This window comes from Limnohabitans sp., assembly GCF_044361985.1.
In the GTDB taxonomy this organism is placed as follows: Bacteria; Pseudomonadota; Gammaproteobacteria; order Burkholderiales; family Burkholderiaceae_C; genus Limnohabitans_A.
In genome coordinates this window covers 1-17,260 of record NZ_JBIKHV010000010.1, presented here as the reverse complement: position 1 = coordinate 17,260, position 17,260 = coordinate 1, and the positions used below count along the sequence as shown (strand labels likewise).

At 58.3% G+C, this 17,260-nt stretch carries 12 protein-coding genes; 8 read left to right on the top strand and 4 right to left on the bottom strand.

The genetic code is table 11. The features are described 5' to 3' along the window. Window positions 1–190: 190 nt before the first annotated feature. The 6 genes from ACIQ3A_RS03545 (at window position 191) to ACIQ3A_RS03520 (ending at window position 7,228) form a co-directional block, all read left to right on the top strand. Complete coding sequence (locus ACIQ3A_RS03545) at window positions 191–1,363, top strand: fumarylacetoacetate hydrolase family protein (RefSeq protein WP_396430387.1); 1,173 nt, start codon at window positions 191–193, stop codon at window positions 1,361–1,363. 124 nt (window positions 1,364–1,487) lie between these two features. Continuing rightward, entirely contained in the window at window positions 1,488–1,838 is a 351-nt protein-coding gene (locus tag ACIQ3A_RS03540; protein ID WP_396430386.1) for an FKBP-type peptidyl-prolyl cis-trans isomerase, read from the top strand. A gap of 118 nt (window positions 1,839–1,956) precedes the next feature. Next, window positions 1,957–2,514, top strand: coding sequence for a nucleotide exchange factor GrpE (gene grpE / locus ACIQ3A_RS03535; RefSeq protein WP_396430385.1), 558 nt, complete (start codon window positions 1,957–1,959; stop codon window positions 2,512–2,514). 107 nt (window positions 2,515–2,621) lie between these two features. Further along, window positions 2,622–4,550 carry a molecular chaperone DnaK gene (dnaK, locus tag ACIQ3A_RS03530; protein WP_396430384.1) on the top strand — a complete coding sequence of 643 codons (1,929 nt, stop codon included), beginning with the start codon at window positions 2,622–2,624 and terminating at the stop codon, window positions 4,548–4,550. 101 nt (window positions 4,551–4,651) lie between these two features. After that, window positions 4,652–5,791 (top strand): molecular chaperone DnaJ, encoded by a 1,140-nt coding sequence (gene dnaJ / locus ACIQ3A_RS03525; RefSeq protein ID WP_396430383.1) that lies wholly within the window; start codon window positions 4,652–4,654, stop codon window positions 5,789–5,791. 72 nt (window positions 5,792–5,863) lie between these two features. After that, a complete protein-coding gene (locus ACIQ3A_RS03520; RefSeq protein ID WP_396430382.1) occupies window positions 5,864–7,228 on the top strand; it encodes an MBL fold metallo-hydrolase RNA specificity domain-containing protein in 1,365 nt (454 codons plus the stop codon). An 18-nt stretch (window positions 7,229–7,246) separates the two neighbouring features. On the opposite strand, the gene ACIQ3A_RS03515 is transcribed toward ACIQ3A_RS03520, so the two are convergent. Both ACIQ3A_RS03515 and ACIQ3A_RS03510 read right to left on the bottom strand, forming a co-directional pair. Further along, complete coding sequence (locus tag ACIQ3A_RS03515) at window positions 7,247–7,711, bottom strand: DUF1854 domain-containing protein (RefSeq protein WP_396430381.1); 465 nt, start codon at window positions 7,709–7,711, stop codon at window positions 7,247–7,249. Then, complete coding sequence (locus ACIQ3A_RS03510) at window positions 7,708–10,020, bottom strand: ABC transporter ATP-binding protein (RefSeq protein ID WP_396430380.1); 2,313 nt, start codon at window positions 10,018–10,020, stop codon at window positions 7,708–7,710. Before ACIQ3A_RS03510 ends, ACIQ3A_RS03515 begins: the two co-directional genes overlap by 4 nt. A gap of 167 nt (window positions 10,021–10,187) precedes the next feature. Between ACIQ3A_RS03510 and cphA (ACIQ3A_RS03505) the strand changes: the two genes are divergently transcribed. Together cphA (ACIQ3A_RS03505) and cphA (ACIQ3A_RS03500) are read left to right on the top strand one after the other, a co-directional pair. Continuing rightward, window positions 10,188–12,362: a cyanophycin synthetase gene (gene cphA, locus ACIQ3A_RS03505; protein WP_396430379.1), complete on the top strand. Its 2,175-nt coding sequence runs from the start codon at window positions 10,188–10,190 to the stop codon at window positions 12,360–12,362. Between the two features lie 47 nt (window positions 12,363–12,409). Beyond that, complete coding sequence (gene cphA, locus ACIQ3A_RS03500; RefSeq protein WP_396430378.1) at window positions 12,410–14,980, top strand: cyanophycin synthetase; 2,571 nt, start codon at window positions 12,410–12,412, stop codon at window positions 14,978–14,980. Here the strand turns inward: cphA (ACIQ3A_RS03500) and ACIQ3A_RS03495 are convergent. Beyond that, complete coding sequence (locus ACIQ3A_RS03495; RefSeq protein ID WP_396430377.1) at window positions 14,975–16,066, bottom strand: acyltransferase family protein; 1,092 nt, start codon at window positions 16,064–16,066, stop codon at window positions 14,975–14,977. The two genes, cphA (ACIQ3A_RS03500) and ACIQ3A_RS03495, sit on opposite strands and share 6 nt — an antisense overlap. A 66-nt stretch (window positions 16,067–16,132) precedes the next feature. Further along, entirely contained in the window at window positions 16,133–17,086 is a 954-nt protein-coding gene (locus ACIQ3A_RS03490; RefSeq protein WP_396430376.1) for an NAD(P)H-dependent flavin oxidoreductase, read from the bottom strand. Window positions 17,087–17,260 lie beyond the last annotated feature (174 nt).

Here is a 17,260-nt window from a genome sequence, read left to right as displayed (position 1 = left end):
TGGAAGATCCTTTCAATCCAAGTTGGCAACTCTAAGGTCAATTGGGCAAAGTGTTGCTGCCGCACCGCACAAGCTTGCAACAAAATGCGTCTGAAACCAGCGGCCCCCCTGATTTGAGAAAGCCTGTGCGTGACAGCTTGCAGCCCCCTGATCTGGCAAGATATTCAGCATCGTTTTGCCCAAATACCCCATGAACAACACTTCTTTGCCCCAGTTTTGTGAACATGCCTTGTTGATCGGTCGCATGTGGCGACCCGATACCGGGCCGGTCTTGGTCGCGGTCACGCCTCAAAGCGTGCTAGACCTTTCCCTATTGGCCACCACCTGCAGCGCTTTGCTCGAACAAGACCAGCCCGCGCATCGGGTCCGTCAATTCTTGGCATCCGAGAAGGCCACACGTCTGGCCGACACAGAAGCAGTTTTGGCCAACAGCGACGAGGCCAGTCGTGACCCTGCCATGCCCTGGTTCATGGCGCCTTGCGATTTGCAAGCCATCAAGGCTGCAGGCGTGACCTTTGTGGCCAGCATGCTGGAACGGGTGATCGAAGAGCAAGCCCGGGGCGATGCCAGCCGGGCCGAGGTTGTGCGGCAAGCGGTGGTGGCCGTGATCGGCGACAACTTGCGCAGCGTGAAACCCGGTTCGCCCGAATCGGCCAAACTCAAAGAAGTGCTGCTGGCCCAAGGCATGTGGTCTCAGTATCTTGAAGTCGGCATCGGGCCAGATGCCGAGATCTTCACCAAAGCCCAGCCCATGAGCGCGGTGGGCACTGGGGCAATGGTCGGCATCCACCCGGGCAGCCAATGGAACAACCCCGAGCCCGAAATTGTGTTGGCGGCCAATTCGCGCGGTGAAGTGGTGGGTGCAACTTTGGGCAACGACGTGAACCTGCGCGACTTTGAAGGCCGCAGCGCGTTGCTGCTGGGCAAGGCCAAGGACAACAACGCCAGTTGCGCGATCGGCCCTTTCATTCGCCTGTTTGACGCGCACTTTGGCATCGACGATGTGCGCCAGTGTGATTTGAGCCTGAAAGTGCAAGGCCCTGAGGGTTTTGTCATGCAAGGCAGCAGTTCCCTGTCGCAAATCAGCCGGGACCCCCTGGATCTGGTCGGGCAAGCCATGGGCAAATATCACCAATACCCCGACGGCATGATGCTGTTTCTGGGCACCATGTTTGCCCCCACCCAAGACCGCCATGGCCCAGGTCAGGGCTTCACGCATGTAGTGGGCGATGTGGTCAGCGTCTCCACCCCTTTGCTGGGCGCCCTGGTCAATCAGGTCACCACATCCGACCAGGCCAAGCCTTGGACTTACGGGGTGAGCGCCCTGATGCGCGACTTGGCTCGGAGGGGGCTTTTGACCTGATCAAGCACAAGCGCTACAGCCTGTCCGATGGCAGCAGTCCTTTTGTGCTGGCATAATTTTGGGTTTTCGACCTCCGGGATCGCCACAGGGCGACACCGGGCCATTCCCTGATGAAAGCTTACCCATGAACACCACACCCTCCGGCCTGCAATACGAAGACACCGTTGTGGGCGAAGGCGCCGAGGCCACCCCAGGTCAAGATGTGACGGTGCACTACACCGGCTGGCTCTACAACGAAGGGGTGCAAGGCGCCAAGTTCGACTCCAGCCGTGACCGCCGCGATCCTTTTGTGTTTGGGCTGGGCGCTGGCATGGTCATCAAAGGCTGGGACGAAGGTGTGGCTGGCATGAAGGTGGGCGGTCAGCGCACCCTGATCATTCCATCTGAGCTGGGCTATGGCGCCCGCGGCGCTGGCGGCGTGATTCCGGCCAACGCCACGTTGAAGTTCGACGTGGAATTGCTGGCTTTAAGCTGAGCCTGCTGCTTTTATCCTCCCGGACTCTGCCCGCCACTGGCGGGTTTTTTCTTGAGCTCTTGAAGCCCGAGACAACGCCCCTACTTAATTGGGGTCATCATTTTTGCGGACATTGTTCATGTCAGAAGCCACACAAAACCCCAACAGCACCCCTTTGAGCAACGAAGAACTGGCCGCTGAAGCCACCCCTTCGTTCTCCCTCCCCCTTGACCTGCTGGGCGATGCACAGGCTGAGTTGGCCAATTTGAAGGCGCAAAACGCCGATCTGGCCGATCAATTCCTGCGTGCCCAGGCCGATGTGCAAAACGCACGCCGTCGAGCCGATGATGAAATCGCCAAGGCGCGCAAGTTCGCCGTTGAGGGCTTTGCAGACAGTCTGCTGCCCGTGCTGGACAGCCTGGAAGCCGGCCTGGCCATCCCCAATGTCACCATCGAGCAAATCCGCGAAGGCTCAGAAGCGACCCTGCGTCAGCTCAAAAGTGCGCTGGAACGCAACAAAGTGCTTGAAATAGCCCCTCCCGCTGGCACCAAATTTGACCCGCACCACCACCAAGCCATCAGCGTAGTCCCCGCCGAACAAGAGGCCAACACCGTGGTCTCGGTGCTGCAAAAGGGCTACTCGATCGCTGACCGCGTGCTGCGCCCAGCTTTGGTCACGGTCACAGCCCCCAAGTAAGCACAGGCTTTCGCCCAAAACCTTTTTTGGAGCAGGGGGACTTGAAAAGTTCCTCCTGCCCCCCAATTGCAAATCATCTGCATTTCAATCAATTTCGGAGCATAAAAATGGGAAGAATCATCGGTATTGACTTGGGCACCACCAACTCGTGCGTGGCCATCATGGAAGGCAACACGACCAAAGTGATCGAAAACGCCGAAGGCGCTCGCACCACCCCGTCCATCATTGCCTACCAAGAAGACGGCGAAATCCTGGTCGGCGCGTCGGCCAAGCGCCAGGCAGTCACCAACCCCCGGAACACCCTTTACGCGGTCAAGCGCCTGATCGGCCGCAAGTTCGCGGAAAAAGAAGTCCAAAAAGACATCGACCTGATGCCTTACACCATTGCCAAAGCCGACAACGGCGACGCTTGGGTGGAGGTGCGTGGCCAAAAACTGGCCCCGCCGCAAATCAGCGCCGAGATCTTGCGCAAGATGAAGAAAACCGCCGAAGACTACCTCGGCGAAGAAGTGACCGAGGCCGTGATCACGGTGCCCGCTTACTTCAACGATGCGCAGCGCCAGGCCACCAAAGACGCGGGCCGCATTGCCGGCCTGGACGTCAAACGCATCATCAACGAACCCACGGCTGCTGCCTTGGCCTTCGGTCTAGATAAAACCGAAAAAGGCGATCGCAAGATTGCCGTGTATGACCTGGGTGGCGGCACATTCGACGTGTCCATCATCGAAATCGCCGACGTCGATGGTGAAAAGCAATTCGAAGTGCTTTCAACCAACGGCGACACATTCCTGGGCGGCGAAGACTTCGACCAGCGCATCATCGACTTCATCATCACCGAGTTCAAGAAAGAATCCGGCGTTGATCTGGCCAAAGACGTGCTGGCCCTGCAGCGCCTGAAAGAAGCCGCTGAAAAAGCCAAGATCGAATTGTCCAGCTCGGCCTCGACCGACATCAACCTGCCGTACATCACAGCAGATGCCACAGGCCCCAAGCACCTGAACATCAAGCTGACCCGCGCCAAGCTGGAGCAGTTGGTAGAAGAACTGATAGAGCGCACCATCGCCCCTTGCCGCACAGCGATCAAGGACGCGGGTGTGTCGGTCGGCGACATCGACGACATCATTTTGGTGGGCGGCATGTCACGCATGCCCAAGGTGCAAGAGAAGGTCAAAGAGTTTTTTGGCAAAGAGCCACGCAAGGACGTGAACCCCGATGAAGCTGTGGCCGTTGGCGCTGCGATTCAGGGCCAGGTTTTGTCGGGTGATCGCACCGACGTGCTGCTGCTCGACGTGACGCCTTTGTCTTTGGGCATTGAAACCATGGGCGGTGTCATGACCAAGATGATCACCAAGAACACCACCATCCCGACCAAGTTTGCCCAGACCTTCTCGACCGCCGAGGACAACCAGCCGGCTGTAACGATCAAGGTCTTTCAGGGAGAGCGCGAGATCGCCAGCGGCAACAAAGCGCTGGGTGAATTCAACCTCGAAGGCATCCCGCCATCAGCACGCGGCACACCGCAAATCGAAGTGTCTTTTGACATCGACGCCAACGGCATCTTGCACGTGGGCGCCAAAGACAAAGGCACCGGCAAAGAAAACAAGATCACGATCAAGGCCAACTCGGGCTTGTCTGAAGCTGAAATTCAGCAAATGGTGAAAGACGCCGAGCTGAACGCGGAAGAAGACAAAAAGAAACTCGCATTGGTGCAAGCTCGCAACGCCGGAGAAGCCGCGGTCCACAGCGTCAGGAAAAGCCTAACCGAGCACGGCGACAAGATCGAAGCGGCTGAGAAAGAAGCCATCGAAGCCGCCGCCAAATCACTGGAAGAAGCTTTGAAAGGCGAAGACAAAGACGCCATCGAAGCCAAAACTGAAGCCCTGATGACCGCCAGCCAGAAGCTGGGCGAAAAAGTTTATGCGGATATGCAAGCGCAGCAAGCTGCTGCGGGCGCAGCTGCCGCAGGTGCTACCGACGCTAAACCACAAGATGACAACGTGGTGGACGCTGAAGTCAAGGAAGTCAAAAAGGGCTGATACCCCACGCTTTGCGGGTTTCCCGCAATCCCGCCGCGCAAGCTGATTCAGAGCCCTGAATCACCTTCGCGGCGTTCTTGTTCTAACGGTTGGATTGCCCCATGGCCAAACGAGATTTTTACGAAGTGCTGGGTGTTGCCAAAAACGCCTCAGACGAAGACATCAAAAAGGCTTATCGCAAACTGGCGATGAAGTACCACCCTGATCGCAACCAGGGTGAGGACGCCAAGGCCAAAGAAGCCGAAGCCAAGTTCAAAGAGGTCAAAGAAGCCTACGAGATGTTGTCGGATGCCCAAAAGCGTGCCGCCTACGACCAGCACGGGCACGCCGGTGTCGACCCCAATATGCGCGGCGGTGCCGAAGGCTTTGGCGGTTTTGGTGATGCGTTTGGTGACATTTTTGGCGACATTTTTGGTGGCCAGGCCCGCGGTGGGCGTGGCGGTGGACGCCAGGTATTCCGTGGTGCTGACCTGAGCTACGCCATGGAAATCACGCTCGAAGAAGCCGCCCATGGCAAGGATTCGCAATTGCGCATTCCGAGCTGGGATGCCTGTGACACCTGCAGTGGCACCGGCGCCAAACCGGGCACCAGTGCAAAAACTTGCGCAACCTGCCACGGGCAGGGCCAGGTGCAAATGCGTCAAGGATTTTTCAGCGTGCAGCAAACCTGTCCGCATTGCCGAGGCACTGGCAAGATCATCCCTGAGCCTTGCGGCACATGCCAAGGGCAAGGCAAGGTCAAAAAACAAAAAACACTCGAAGTCAAAATTCCGGCAGGCATCGATGACGGCATGCGCATCCGAAGTGCAGGCAACGGCGAACCTGGCACCAATGGCGGCCCACCGGGTGATCTGTTCATCGAGATTCGCCTCAAGAAGCATGCGATTTTTGAGCGCGATGGCGATGACCTGCACTGCGCTGTGCCCATCGGCTTCACCAAAGCGGCTTTGGGTGGCGAAATTGACGTGCCCACTTTGGGTGGAAAAGCCGCCATCGACATCCCGGAAGGCACTCAGACGGGCAAACAATTCCGCTTGCGCGGCAAAGGCATCAAGGGCGTGCGGGGCAGTTACCCCGGTGATTTGTATTGCCACATCACGGTGGAGACCCCTGTCAAGCTCACCGAGCACCAGAAAAAATTACTCAAGGAGTTTGATGACTCGCTGAGCAAAGGCGGTGGGAAGCACCAACCCAGCGGCGAAAGCTGGACCGACAAACTCAAGGGGTTCTTCGGCGCGTAAAGCCCGGCGTTCACCGAAAGGCTGTTTGACTTGCGTCAAACCGCCTTTTTTATTGAGGCGCAACATGCAGACATGAGCGCCACCATCACCTTCCTGGGCGGAGCCGACACCGTGACCGGCTCCAAGTACTTGATTGAACACAATCACCAGCGCTTGCTGGTAGATTGCGGCTTGTTCCAGGGCTATAAACAACTGCGTTTGCGCAACTGGAATCCCTTGCCAGTGGTGCCCGGTGATATCCAAGCCGTGGTCCTGACCCATGCGCATCTGGACCACAGCGGCTACCTGCCCTTATTGGTCAAAAACGGCTTTCGTGGCCGGGTGCACGCCACAACGGGCACATGCGATCTGGCCAGCATCTTGCTGCCGGACAGTGGGCACATTCAGGAAGAAGATGCTTTTTTTGCCAATCGGCACGGCTTCTCCAAACACGCCCCAGCCCTGCCGCTGTACACGAAGCAAGAAGCCATCCACAGCTTGAAACAGTTGCACGCTGAAAAACAAGGTCAGTGGTTCGAACCGATTCGCGGCTGGAAGGCGCGCTTTCAGCCGGCAGGCCACATTCTGGGCGCGGCGAGTTTGCTGCTGGATGTAGGCGGACGGCGCATTTTGTTTTCGGGTGATCTTGGCCGTCCTGACGACCCGCTGATGAACCCACCAGAACCGCCACCGCAGGCCGATACCGTCTTGATCGAATCGACCTATGGCGATCGCCAGCACCCCAAGGAAAAACTGTTTGAAGAACTTGGCCCCCTTTTGCACAAGCTGGCTGCACGCGGCGGCGTGGCTGTGGTGCCGGTGTTTGCCGTAGGGCGAGCGCAAGCCGTGTTGCACACCATTGCGCAGCTCAAGGCCGCCGGGCAAATTGCCAAGGGCCTGCCCATTTTTCTGGACAGTCCCATGGCCATTCACACCACCGCCTTGTTTGAACGCCATCCCGGCGAGCACCGCCTGAGTGCGCAGGAGGTGCGCAACATGGACCATGTGGCCACCATGCTGGAGACGCCCGAGCAGTCCAAGTCATTGCTGCACCGCCATGGCCCCATGGTGATCTTGGCGGCCAGTGGCATGGCCACCGGGGGGCGGGTATTGCACCACCTGATGCAATACGCCGGCGATCATCGCAACATGGTCATCCTGACGGGCTATCAGGCCCCAGGCACCCGTGGCGCGGCGCTGGCCAGCGGTCACAGCACCCTTCGGATCCATGCACAAGATGTGACCGTGCGGGCCGAAGTGGTGCAAATCGAGTCAGCTTCCGCGCATGCCGATGCCAACCAGTTGATGAGCTGGTTGCACAAAATGCCCAGCGCACCGGACCAGGTGTATGTGGTGCACGGTGAGCGCGAGGGATCGGACATGCTGCGCCAGCGCATCGAGCACGAGATCAAGTGGCGAGCACTGGTGCCTGAGCACGGCTCAGTCTGGCCACTTTGAACCACGGCTAACAACAATTCAGAGGAATCGGTCGAGCAGTTTGCGCGAGTGTTTGTCCATGGCCGTCAGGTCGCGGATCATGAACTGGACCCCATTGACATCGTTGACCAACAGCACGGTGCCCGTCAGACGTCGGATGTCTTCTTCGCCCTTAAGCAGAAACTGCGTGACGCCCCGGTCGGTGACGACCGACCAGGTGCAGGGTGTGGCAAAACTGCTGACATCGGTCAGCTGGATAATTTCTGGCAAAAATTCGCGCTCGTTCAAGGCTTGCAGCACCTGCGAACGCAATGGGGGATCGAGCTGGGCCAGCGCCTCGATCCAGACAATTTCATTCCCGTCAGCATCCATCAGCGCCACACCTGCGTCAGGCGCTGACACGGGGTAAGCGCGCAATGCCATGACAGGGACATGGCGGGTGCCATCGGGCATTTGCAGAACCCAGCGACCAAAGGCATCGCGTTGCAGATCAAACGGGTTCATGCGCTCACCTTTTGCTGTGCGACTTCGATGCTGCCACCCAACACCGCTTCGGTTTCAGCTTGCCGTTGCTGGGCTTCATAAAGACGCCAATAAGCGCCTTGCGCCTCGATCAATGCATCGTGTGTGCCCTCTTCCACCACCACCCCTTTGTCCATGACCACCAGGCGATCGGCCTTGCGCAAGGTAGACAGCCGGTGCGCAATCGCAATCGTGGTGCGCCCGCGCACCAGGTTGTCCAAAGCCCTTTGAATTTCCTTTTCGGTTTCGGTGTCCACCGCCGAAGTCGCCTCGTCCAAAATCAGAATGCGCGGATTGATCAGCAAAGCCCGTGCAATCGAAATGCGTTGGCGTTCACCACCGGACAATCCCTGTCCGCGCTCACCCACCAGCGAGTCATAACCCTGTGGCATGCGCAAAATAAATTCATGGGCATGGGCAGCACGGGCAGCCGCCACGATGTCTTCACGGCGCGCTTCGGGTTTGCCGTACGCAATGTTGTCGGCGATCGTGCCAAAGAACAAGAAAGGCTCTTGCAGCACCAAGCCAATTTGACGCCGGTAGTCGGCCACTTTCAGCTGCCGGATATCGATTCCATCCAGCTCGATCACGCCTTCGGTCAGGTCGTAAAAGCGGCAAATCAGGTTGACCAGCGTGCTCTTGCCCGAACCACTGTGGCCCACCAGCCCAATCATCTGCCCGGGTTGTATATCGAGGTTGAGTTGGCGGATCACCGCGCGGTTGCCGTAGCGAAAGCCGGCATCGCGCAGCGTGATGTGGCCTTGCACTGGGGTGGGCAAAGCGACGGGTTGAATGGGCTCGGGGACGCTGGAGACATGGTCGAGGATGTCAAAAATACGCTTGGCTCCCGAAGCCGCTTTTTGTGTGTTCGAGACAATTCGGCTCATGGAATCCAGTCGGCCGTAAAAACGGCCGATGTAGGCCAGAAAAGCGGTCAGCACGCCCACTGTGATCTGGTCGTCAGAGACCAGCCAGATGCCAAAGCCCCAGACCACCAGCAAACCGATCTCGGTCATCAAAGTCACGGTGGGAGAGAACAATGACCAAACCCGATTCAAGCGGTCATTGACCAGCAGGTTGTGTTGGTTGGCGTCCTTGAAACGCTGGGCTTCGCGGTCTTCCTGTGCAAAAGCCTTGACCACCCGAATGCCCGGAATGGTGTCGGTCAGCACGTTGGTCACCTCAGCCCAGACGCGGTCAATCTTCTCGAAACCGGTACGCAATTTTTCGCGCACCACATGGATCAACCAGGCAATGAAGGGCAAGGGCAACAGGGTCACCAAGGCCAAGGTCGGGTTGATGGTGAACAAAATGATGGCCGTCATCAAGATCATCAACACATCGGTCGCAAAGTCGAGCAGGTGGAGCGAGATGAACACATTGATTCGATCCGTCTCGCTGCCGATTCGGGCAATCAGGTCCCCCGTGCGGCGTCCACCAAAATATTCAAGCGAAAGTTTCAGCAAATGCTCGTAGGTGGTGGTGCGCAAATCGGCGCCAATGCGCTCGGAAACCAAGGCCAAAATATAAGTTTTGGCCCACCCCAGGCCCCAGGCCAATAAGGCAGAACCCATCAGCCCCAACAGGTAAAGAGAAACCAGACCTGGATCGATGGTCTTGCCATTTTGATAAGGGATGAGGATGTCATCCATCAGGGGCATGGTCAGGTAAGGGGGCACCAAAGTCGCCGCCGTCGCTGCCAAAGTGAGCAAGAATCCCGCCAGCAGTGACCCTTGGTAAGGCTTGGCAAAGCGCCACAGCTTGAACAGGGTCCAGGTCGATGGGGGCGCCAGCTCTGCCCGACCGCAACGGGAACACTCTTCATCTTCATCCGACATCAGCGCCTGGCAGACCGGGCAAACCGAGCCGGACAAGGCGGTTTGCAAGGGGCGGCCCTCTGCGGTCTGCCCCAGTTGCACCATCTGACTTTCAAACTGCGCCGCCCAGCGGGCCACCGCAGCCTGCAGCCCCAGAGTGAATCGCCAGACCGTCAACTGTTCCTGCGTGGTGGTCAATGCAAGGCAGCCCACACCCGCATGGTCTGTGAGCTTGAGCAACAAATCCGGCTGCAAAGCCCAACTGGACCAGTTTTTTTCACCGTCAGCCCGGGATAAGACCCGCTGATCGGTCAGAATGATGGCACTTTTGGCGAATTGCAAACTGCCGTCAAGGTCAACCTCGAGCCAGGCTGTTGCGTTTTCTCCAGGCAGCAGGCAAGAATGGACATCAACCTGCCAAGCGTCAGGAAGCACCTGACGGGATGCACAGGCCAAAGAAGAAGTTGATGTCATGAGGGATGAACCGGAAACGACTCGAACGACCGTGGCGGCCGACGAGACAAAAAACAACCACTGATGTCGCCCACGACTGCACATGAACTGCCCATGTATTTTTTGAATCCAGAGCAATCCACCAGCGCCATGACGGGCCGGTCATTGTATAGCCGCCCTTTTCATTCATGAACGCCAAAACTATCCAATTTCTGCGCATGACCCATTTGCGCGGTCCGAACATCTGGACATACCGTCCTGTGATGGAAGCGCTGATCGACATTGGCGCCCTGGAAGACTTTCCCTCCAATACCTTACCGGGGTTTAACCAACGCTTGACGGCTTGGCTGCCGGGCATGATCGAGCACCGCTGCAGCGTGGGCGAACGCGGGGGATTTTTGCAACGTCTAGAAGAAGGCACATGGGCAGGCCACGTGCTGGAACACGTCGCCCTGGAGTTGCAAACCCAGGCCGGCATGCAAACCGGTTTTGGCAAAGCCCGCGAAGCAGGACCCAGAGGCGTCTACAAAGTGGTGATCCGCACGCGCCATCAAGCCGTCAGCCGCAGCGCGCTGGAGACCGCCCGTGACCTGATCTTGGCCGCCATCGAAGACCGTCCCTTCGACGTCAAAGGTGAAATCAACCGCCTCAAGCAAATGGTCGACAGCCTGTGCATCGGCCCCAGCACGGCCAGCATCGTGGACGCGGCAAGTGACCGTGGCATTCCGGCCATCCGCCTGAACGATGGCAACCTGGTACAACTCGGCCATGGCGCCCAGCAGCGCCGCATCTGGACGGCCGAAACCGATCGCACCAGTGCGATTGCCGAAGGCATTTCCAAAGACAAAGACCTGACCAAACAGCTGCTCAGCATGTGCGGCGTCCCTGTCCCCCAAGGACAAATCGTGGACAGCCCTTCTGCCGCCTGGGAAGCTGCGCAAGACATTGGCTTGCCCGTGTGCGTCAAACCCACCGACGGCAACCACGCGCGTGGTGTTTCACTCGAGCTTTCAAAACAAGAAGACATCGAAGCCGCCTACGGTATCGCCCTGGCGGAGGGTAGCGAAGTCATGGTGGAGCGTTTCATCTTGGGTGAAGAGCACCGCCTGCTGGTGGTGGGTGACCATGTGGTCGCCGCCAACAAGGGCGAGACCGCCAGCGTGGTGGGTGATGGCGTACACACCGTGTCGCAGTTGATCGAACTTCAAATCAACTCCGACCCCCGCCGTGGCGAAGAGGAAGACTTCCCCCTCGACACCATCCGGCTGGACGAGCACACCACTTCGGTGTTGGAACTCAAGCGTCAGGGGCTGACGCCCAACAGCGTGCCCGAAAAAGGCCGCTCCGTGCTCATCATGCGCACCGGCAACATGGCGCTGGATGTCACCGATGAAGTGCACCCCGAATTGGCCGCGCAAGCTGTGCTGGCGGCACGTGTGGTGGGTCTGGACATCGCTGGCGTCGACCTGGTTGCGCAAGACATTTCCCGGCCCCTGGCCGCGCAAGGGGGTGCCATTGTCGAGGTCAATGCAGGCCCAGGTTTGCTGATGCACCTGAAGCCCGCCGTTGGCAAACCCCGACCTGTTGGTCAAGCCATTGCCAACCATTTGTTCAAGCCCACCGACACCGGACGGATTCCGGTGGTCGGCCTCATGGGCGATGGGGACACCTCACGCCCCGCGCAATTGGTGTCTTGGCTTTTGCACCTCAAGGGTCTGTACACCGGCCTGGCCTGTGCAGACGGCTTGTTCATGAACCAGCGCAAACTGCAAAGCGAAGGCTGCATGGACTGGGACAATGCCCAGCGACTGCTGATCAACCGCTCGGTTCAAACAGCCGTTTTTGAAAGCGACCTCCGGCATTTGCTGACAGAAGGTTTGCCTTATGACCGCTGCCAGGTCGGTGTGGTCACACGCATGCCCACGGCCCGCGGCTTGGATGACTTGTACCCTGGCGACGATGAAAAAATACCCACCTATGTGCGCACACAAATCGACGTGGTTTTGCCCCATGGAACGGCTGTACTGAATGCTGCCGACCCCCAAGTGGCCGATCTGAGCCGCTATTGCGATGGCAGTGTGATCTTTTATGCCGACGACGAAAAAAATCCTCGCCTTTTGGCCCATTCGACGGAAGGCGGCCGCATTGCCTTCTGGCGTGATGGACAGCTGGTTTTGAGTGAAGGCCAACGCGAATCTCTCGTCTTGTCCGCCAAGCGCCCCGCAGTCTCGCGTCTGTTGCAGGAAGGCCAACTCACCACCGACGACATGCTGGTTGCCGCCAGCGTGGCATGGGCCTTGGACATCAGCGTGGATTTGATCCGTGCTGGTGTCAAAAGCTTTGGCCAGAACAACTCTCATTGATATTCGACAAGCCCTTCGGCCTCAGCTCATCACAGGAATACTGGTTCATGGAAGTGTCAAGAATTCGCGCACTGCGCGGCCCCAATTTGTGGAGTCGTCACACGGCCATGGAGGCGATCGTCACGTGTCCTGAGGCCGAACGCAGCCTCTTGTCCAACCACCCCATTGAGCAGCGTCTGCGGCGCATCTTTCCCGAGGTCGGACCCATTGACGGCAGCCGCCCCGGACAGTCGCCATCGATGGCGCATGCCCTGGAAAAAGTCACACTGGCTTTGCAAGCCCACGCAGGCTGCCCTGTGACCTTCAGCCGCACCACCGCCACCCAAGAGGCGGGTGTCTACCAGGTTGTCGTGCAGTATTCCGAGGAAGCTGTTGGTCGCCTGGCGCTTGAACTGGCCGAGCAACTCTGCAAAGCGGCTACAGCAGGTCACAGCTTCGATCTGGAAAGTGCCTTGGCACAGCTCCATGAACTGGACGAAGATGTGCGGCTAGGTCCCTCCACAGGCTCCATCGTGGACGCAGCCGTCGCCAGAGGGATTCCCTTGCGACGCTTGACCGATGGCAGTCTGGTTCAATTTGGCTGGGGCTCTCAACAACGGCGTATTCAAGCCGCTGAAATTGACGCCTCCAGTGCGATCGCCGAATCGATTGCCCAAGACAAAGACCTGACCAAAAAGCTGCTGCACGCAGCCGGCGTGCCCGTGCCCTTGGGTCGTCCGGCACAGACCCTCGAAGAAGCCTGGGCCATCGGCAAGGAAGTGGGCTTTCCCGTTGTGGTCAAGCCGCAGGATGGCAACCAAGGCAAAGGGGTCACCGTCAATATCACCGAGCGTGCAGCCTTTGACAAAGCCTATGCCACGGCCGAACGTTATGGCACGGTCATGGTCGAGAAGTTTTTGCCTGGCCACGATTACCGATTGCTGGTGGTGGGCAACAAACTGATCGCTGCGGCTCGACGTGACCCCCCACTGGTGGTGGGCGATGGCAAACACACCGTGCGCCAACTGGTGGACCTGGTCAACACTGACCCCCGCCGAGGCACGGGTCACTCCACCTCGCTGACCAAAATCAGGTTTGATGACATTGCGATTGGCCGCTTGCACGCCCAGGACCTCGAGCCCGAATCGGTGCCCGAAAAGGGGCGCCGCGTCATCTTGCGCAACAACGCCAACCTGTCCACGGGGGGCAGTGCCACAGATGTGACCGACGATGTGCACCCTGAAGTCGCCGCCAGGGTCATTGAAGCGGCTCAGATGGTGGGGCTGGATATTTGTGGCGTGGACGTGGTGTGTGAATCCGTGTTGCGTCCTCTGGAAGACCAAAACGGGGGCGTCGTTGAAGTCAATGCTGCCCCTGGATTGCGCATGCACATCAGTCCTTCTTATGGCAAGGGCCGCGATGTGGGCAATGCCGTGATCGACCAGATGTTTCCGAACGGCGCAACCGGCCGCATTCCGGTCATTGCGGTCACCGGCACCAATGGCAAAACAACCACCGTGCGCCTGACAGCCCATTTACTGAAAGCCAAAGGTTTGCGCGTCGGCATGACCAACACCGATGGCGTTTATGTGAACGGCCGCCAGACCGACTCGGGTGACTGCAGCGGCCCCCGCAGTGCACGCAACGTGTTGATGCATCCCGATGTGGATGCTGCGGTGTTCGAGACGGCCCGTGGCGGCCTGCTGCGCGAAGGCCTGGCCTTTGACCGCTGCAACGTGGCCATCGTGACCAACCTGGGCGGCGGTGATCACCTGGGCCTGAACTACATCACGACCCTGGAAGACCTGTCAGTGCTGAAACGCGTGATCGTGCTCAACGTGGAACAAAACGGCATGGCTGTGCTCAATGCCGCAGACCCTGCCGTGGCCTCCATGGCACCGCACTGCCCTGGCGATGTGACATTTTTTGCGCTCGACGCCAACCAGCCCGTTTTGGCGACCCACCGTGCCCAGGGAAAACGCGTGGTGTTCACTGAAGACGGTCAGATCGTGGCCCAAAAAGGCAAACAAATTTTCCGCATTCCGCTGTCACAGGTGCCCATCACCCGGCAAGGCCAAATCGGCTTTCAGACAGAAAACGTCATGGCTTCCATTGCTGCAGCTTGGGCTGTGGGTGTGCCATGGGATGCGATTGCACAAGGCGTGGCCACTTTCATCAGCGATATTCAGGGTGTGCCGGGTCGGTTCAACGTGTTTGACTACCGCGGCGCCACCTTGATCGCCGACTACGGTCACAATCCTGACGCCATCCAGGCGCTGGTGCAGGCAGTCGACAACATGCCAGCCCACAAACGCTTGGTGGTCATCAGCGGGGCGGGCGACAGGCGCGATCAGGACATTCGCGATCAAACCAAAATTCTGGGTCAGGCTTTTGACGAAGTCTTGCTGTACCAAGATGCCTGCCAACGCGGGCGTGCAGACGGCGAGGTCATTCGATTGCTGCGCGAAGGTTTGCAAGGTGCCGTCCGAACCACCCATGTACAAGACATTCAGGGAGAGTTCAATGCCATTGACACAGCGCTGGCCCGCCTGTCACCAGGCGATTTGTGCCTGATTCTGATTGACCAGGTGGAAGAGGCTTTGGCCTACATCACCGAGAAGGTCAAAGCTGCCTCATGACCCACTCATGGCCAGTGCTACGCTGGCCATGAAGATGAGGCTCCACACACTCAAGTGCCTGATATTTTGCGGTTGACGCTCTGTCAGCCTATTCAGCCCGTGGCCTGTCCAGACCGACATCAATAAAGAAACAGCCATCCCCATGGCATTGGCTGTCAGTTCCTCGGGCCAGTAAGCTGTGACCACGGCACTGACCACCAGACTGACAGGGTAGTGGATGAGAAACACCGAATAAGACACCCCAGAAAGCCACTGCACGGCGTGGCGCATGCGCAAGGACAGCATCTCACCTGAAAACAAGTATTGTGGCGCTGCCGCCAGCAGCAAGGCACAGCCCCAGGCTGTGGCAATTCGCCAACGTGGATCTACCCATAAAACAAACAAACCCAACGCTACCAACACCCACCAGCCCTTGAGGCCAATACGACTTTGCCGAGCGCCGTATGCCAGCATGCCCATGCCGTAAGAGCCGAAAAAATACACGCCGTAATCGTCCAGATCCTCGTTCAGGTTCCAGACGATTAAAGAAACCAGACTCAAGCCCAGCCAAAGCTGCCCACGCACCTTGTCGAGGTTCAGCCCTGGGTAACGCTGCACCAATTTTGAGGCCCCGAGCATCGTCAGCAAAGCGATGCAATAAAGCTGGAAATCTATCGCGACGTACCAGATCCCAGCAGACAGCGCCTCAATGCCCACCACATGCTGAAGCAACAAAAGATGAGCCAATGCCGTGGGCCAGTCGGGTGTCGCCGACAGGTGCGAAACCGAGTGATCAGCTCTCAAGTATTCGGTCAAGAGCACCGTCACGCTCAAAGCGGCCAACAGAGGGATCACCAGACGCATGTAACGCCCCCAGGCCATCTTCATGGCCTGCGACCCACCGAGTAATTGCGGGGGCGTCAATGCAGCAGCCATCAAAAAGCCTGCGCACACCAGAAACACCTGTACGGCCAATCGCCCCTGGTCATAAAACCCACCGATCAATGTCGGCCAAGCCAGCATCACCACATCCGACATGGGTCCGTAAAAGGCCAAATGGTGCAAAACGATCAGGATGCAACCTGCAGCCTTGAGTGCATCTGGCAAAAAAGAGCGCCCCGAAGGGCGCTGCTCAAGCGTGGAATCCAGCGTTTTCAGACCCCGACTCCGCCATCAAAGTGCCAACCTGGCACGCGCAGCCTGGTACTCACGTTTGAACTTGGCCACCAGCTCTGCGGTGCTCTGAATGGCGTTGATGGCACCGATACCTTGACCACAACCCCAGATGTCTTTCCAGGCTTTTTTGGCATCGCCGCCAAAGTTCATTTTGGTTGGGTCAGATTCCGGCAAATTTTCAGGGTCGAGGCCGGCTGAGCGTATCGACGGTGCCAGGTAATTGCCATGCACGCCCGTGAACAAGTTGCTGTAAACGATGTCATCAGAACTGCAGTCCACGATGGCTTGCTTGTAATCTTCTGCCGCCCGCGCCTCCAGTGTGGCGATGAAGGCCGAACCAATGTAGGCAAAGTCTGCCCCCATGGCTTGGGCCGCCAAAATGGCATCGCCTGAGGCAATGGAGCCTGACAAAGCCACCGGGCCATCGAACCACTGACGAATTTCCTGAATCAGGGCGAAGGGGCTTTTCACGCCGGCGTGCCCACCTGCACCTGCAGCCACGGCGATCAAGCCATCAGCGCCTTTTTCAATCGCTTTACGCGCGTGCTTGTTGTTGATGATGTCGTGCAGCACCACGCCGCCGTAGCTGTGCGCTGCAGCATTGATTTCTTCACGCGCACCCAGCGAAGTGATGATGATCGGCACCTTGTACTTCACGCACATGGCCATGTCATGCTCAAGCCGGTCGTTGCTCTTGTGCACGATCTGGTTGATCGCAAACGGTGCAGCGGGCTTGTCTGGGTTGGCCTTGTTGTAGGCGGCCAGGGTTTCAGTGATCTCAGCCAACCACTCGTCCAATTGGGCGGCAGGACGTGCATTCAATCCAGGCATGGAGCCGACCACACCCGCCTTGCATTGTTCAATCACCAGCTTGGGGTTGCTGATGATGAACAGGGGCGATGCGATGACTGGGAATGGCAGATTCGACAAAACGGGCGGGAGCTTGGACATTGGTATTCCTCAAAAATGCTTGGTGATTGTCTGGAGCCGGTGTGTAAATGCTTGTCAGAACGGGGACACCCAGCCTGAATGGGTCCGCGTGTCGACCTCAATGATGCCGACACGCAGGTCTGAACAAGGTCCGGTCAGAAGGCGTCGAGGGCCATCGCGGTCACACTGCCCGCA

Bases quoted from the DNA above. Each gene is read 5' to 3' on its own strand.
- ACIQ3A_RS03490 (WP_396430376.1), bottom strand. From the start codon at position 17,086: ATGTCCAAGCTCCCGCCCGTTTTGTCGAATCTGCCATTCCCAGTCATC.
- ACIQ3A_RS03515 (WP_396430381.1), bottom strand. From the start codon at position 7,711: ATGAACCCGTTTGATCTGCAACGCGATGCCTTTGGTCGCTGGGTTCTG.
- ACIQ3A_RS03545 (WP_396430387.1), top strand. From the start codon at position 191: ATGAACAACACTTCTTTGCCCCAGTTTTGTGAACATGCCTTGTTGATC.
- grpE (WP_396430385.1), top strand. From the start codon at position 1,957: ATGTCAGAAGCCACACAAAACCCCAACAGCACCCCTTTGAGCAACGAA.
- cphA (WP_396430379.1), top strand. From the start codon at position 10,188: ATGAACGCCAAAACTATCCAATTTCTGCGCATGACCCATTTGCGCGGT.
- ACIQ3A_RS03520 (WP_396430382.1), top strand. From the start codon at position 5,864: ATGAGCGCCACCATCACCTTCCTGGGCGGAGCCGACACCGTGACCGGC.
- ACIQ3A_RS03510 (WP_396430380.1), bottom strand. From the start codon at position 10,020: ATGACATCAACTTCTTCTTTGGCCTGTGCATCCCGTCAGGTGCTTCCT.
- cphA (WP_396430378.1), top strand. From the start codon at position 12,410: ATGGAAGTGTCAAGAATTCGCGCACTGCGCGGCCCCAATTTGTGGAGT.
- dnaJ (WP_396430383.1), top strand. From the start codon at position 4,652: ATGGCCAAACGAGATTTTTACGAAGTGCTGGGTGTTGCCAAAAACGCC.
- ACIQ3A_RS03540 (WP_396430386.1), top strand. From the start codon at position 1,488: ATGAACACCACACCCTCCGGCCTGCAATACGAAGACACCGTTGTGGGC.
- dnaK (WP_396430384.1), top strand. From the start codon at position 2,622: ATGGGAAGAATCATCGGTATTGACTTGGGCACCACCAACTCGTGCGTG.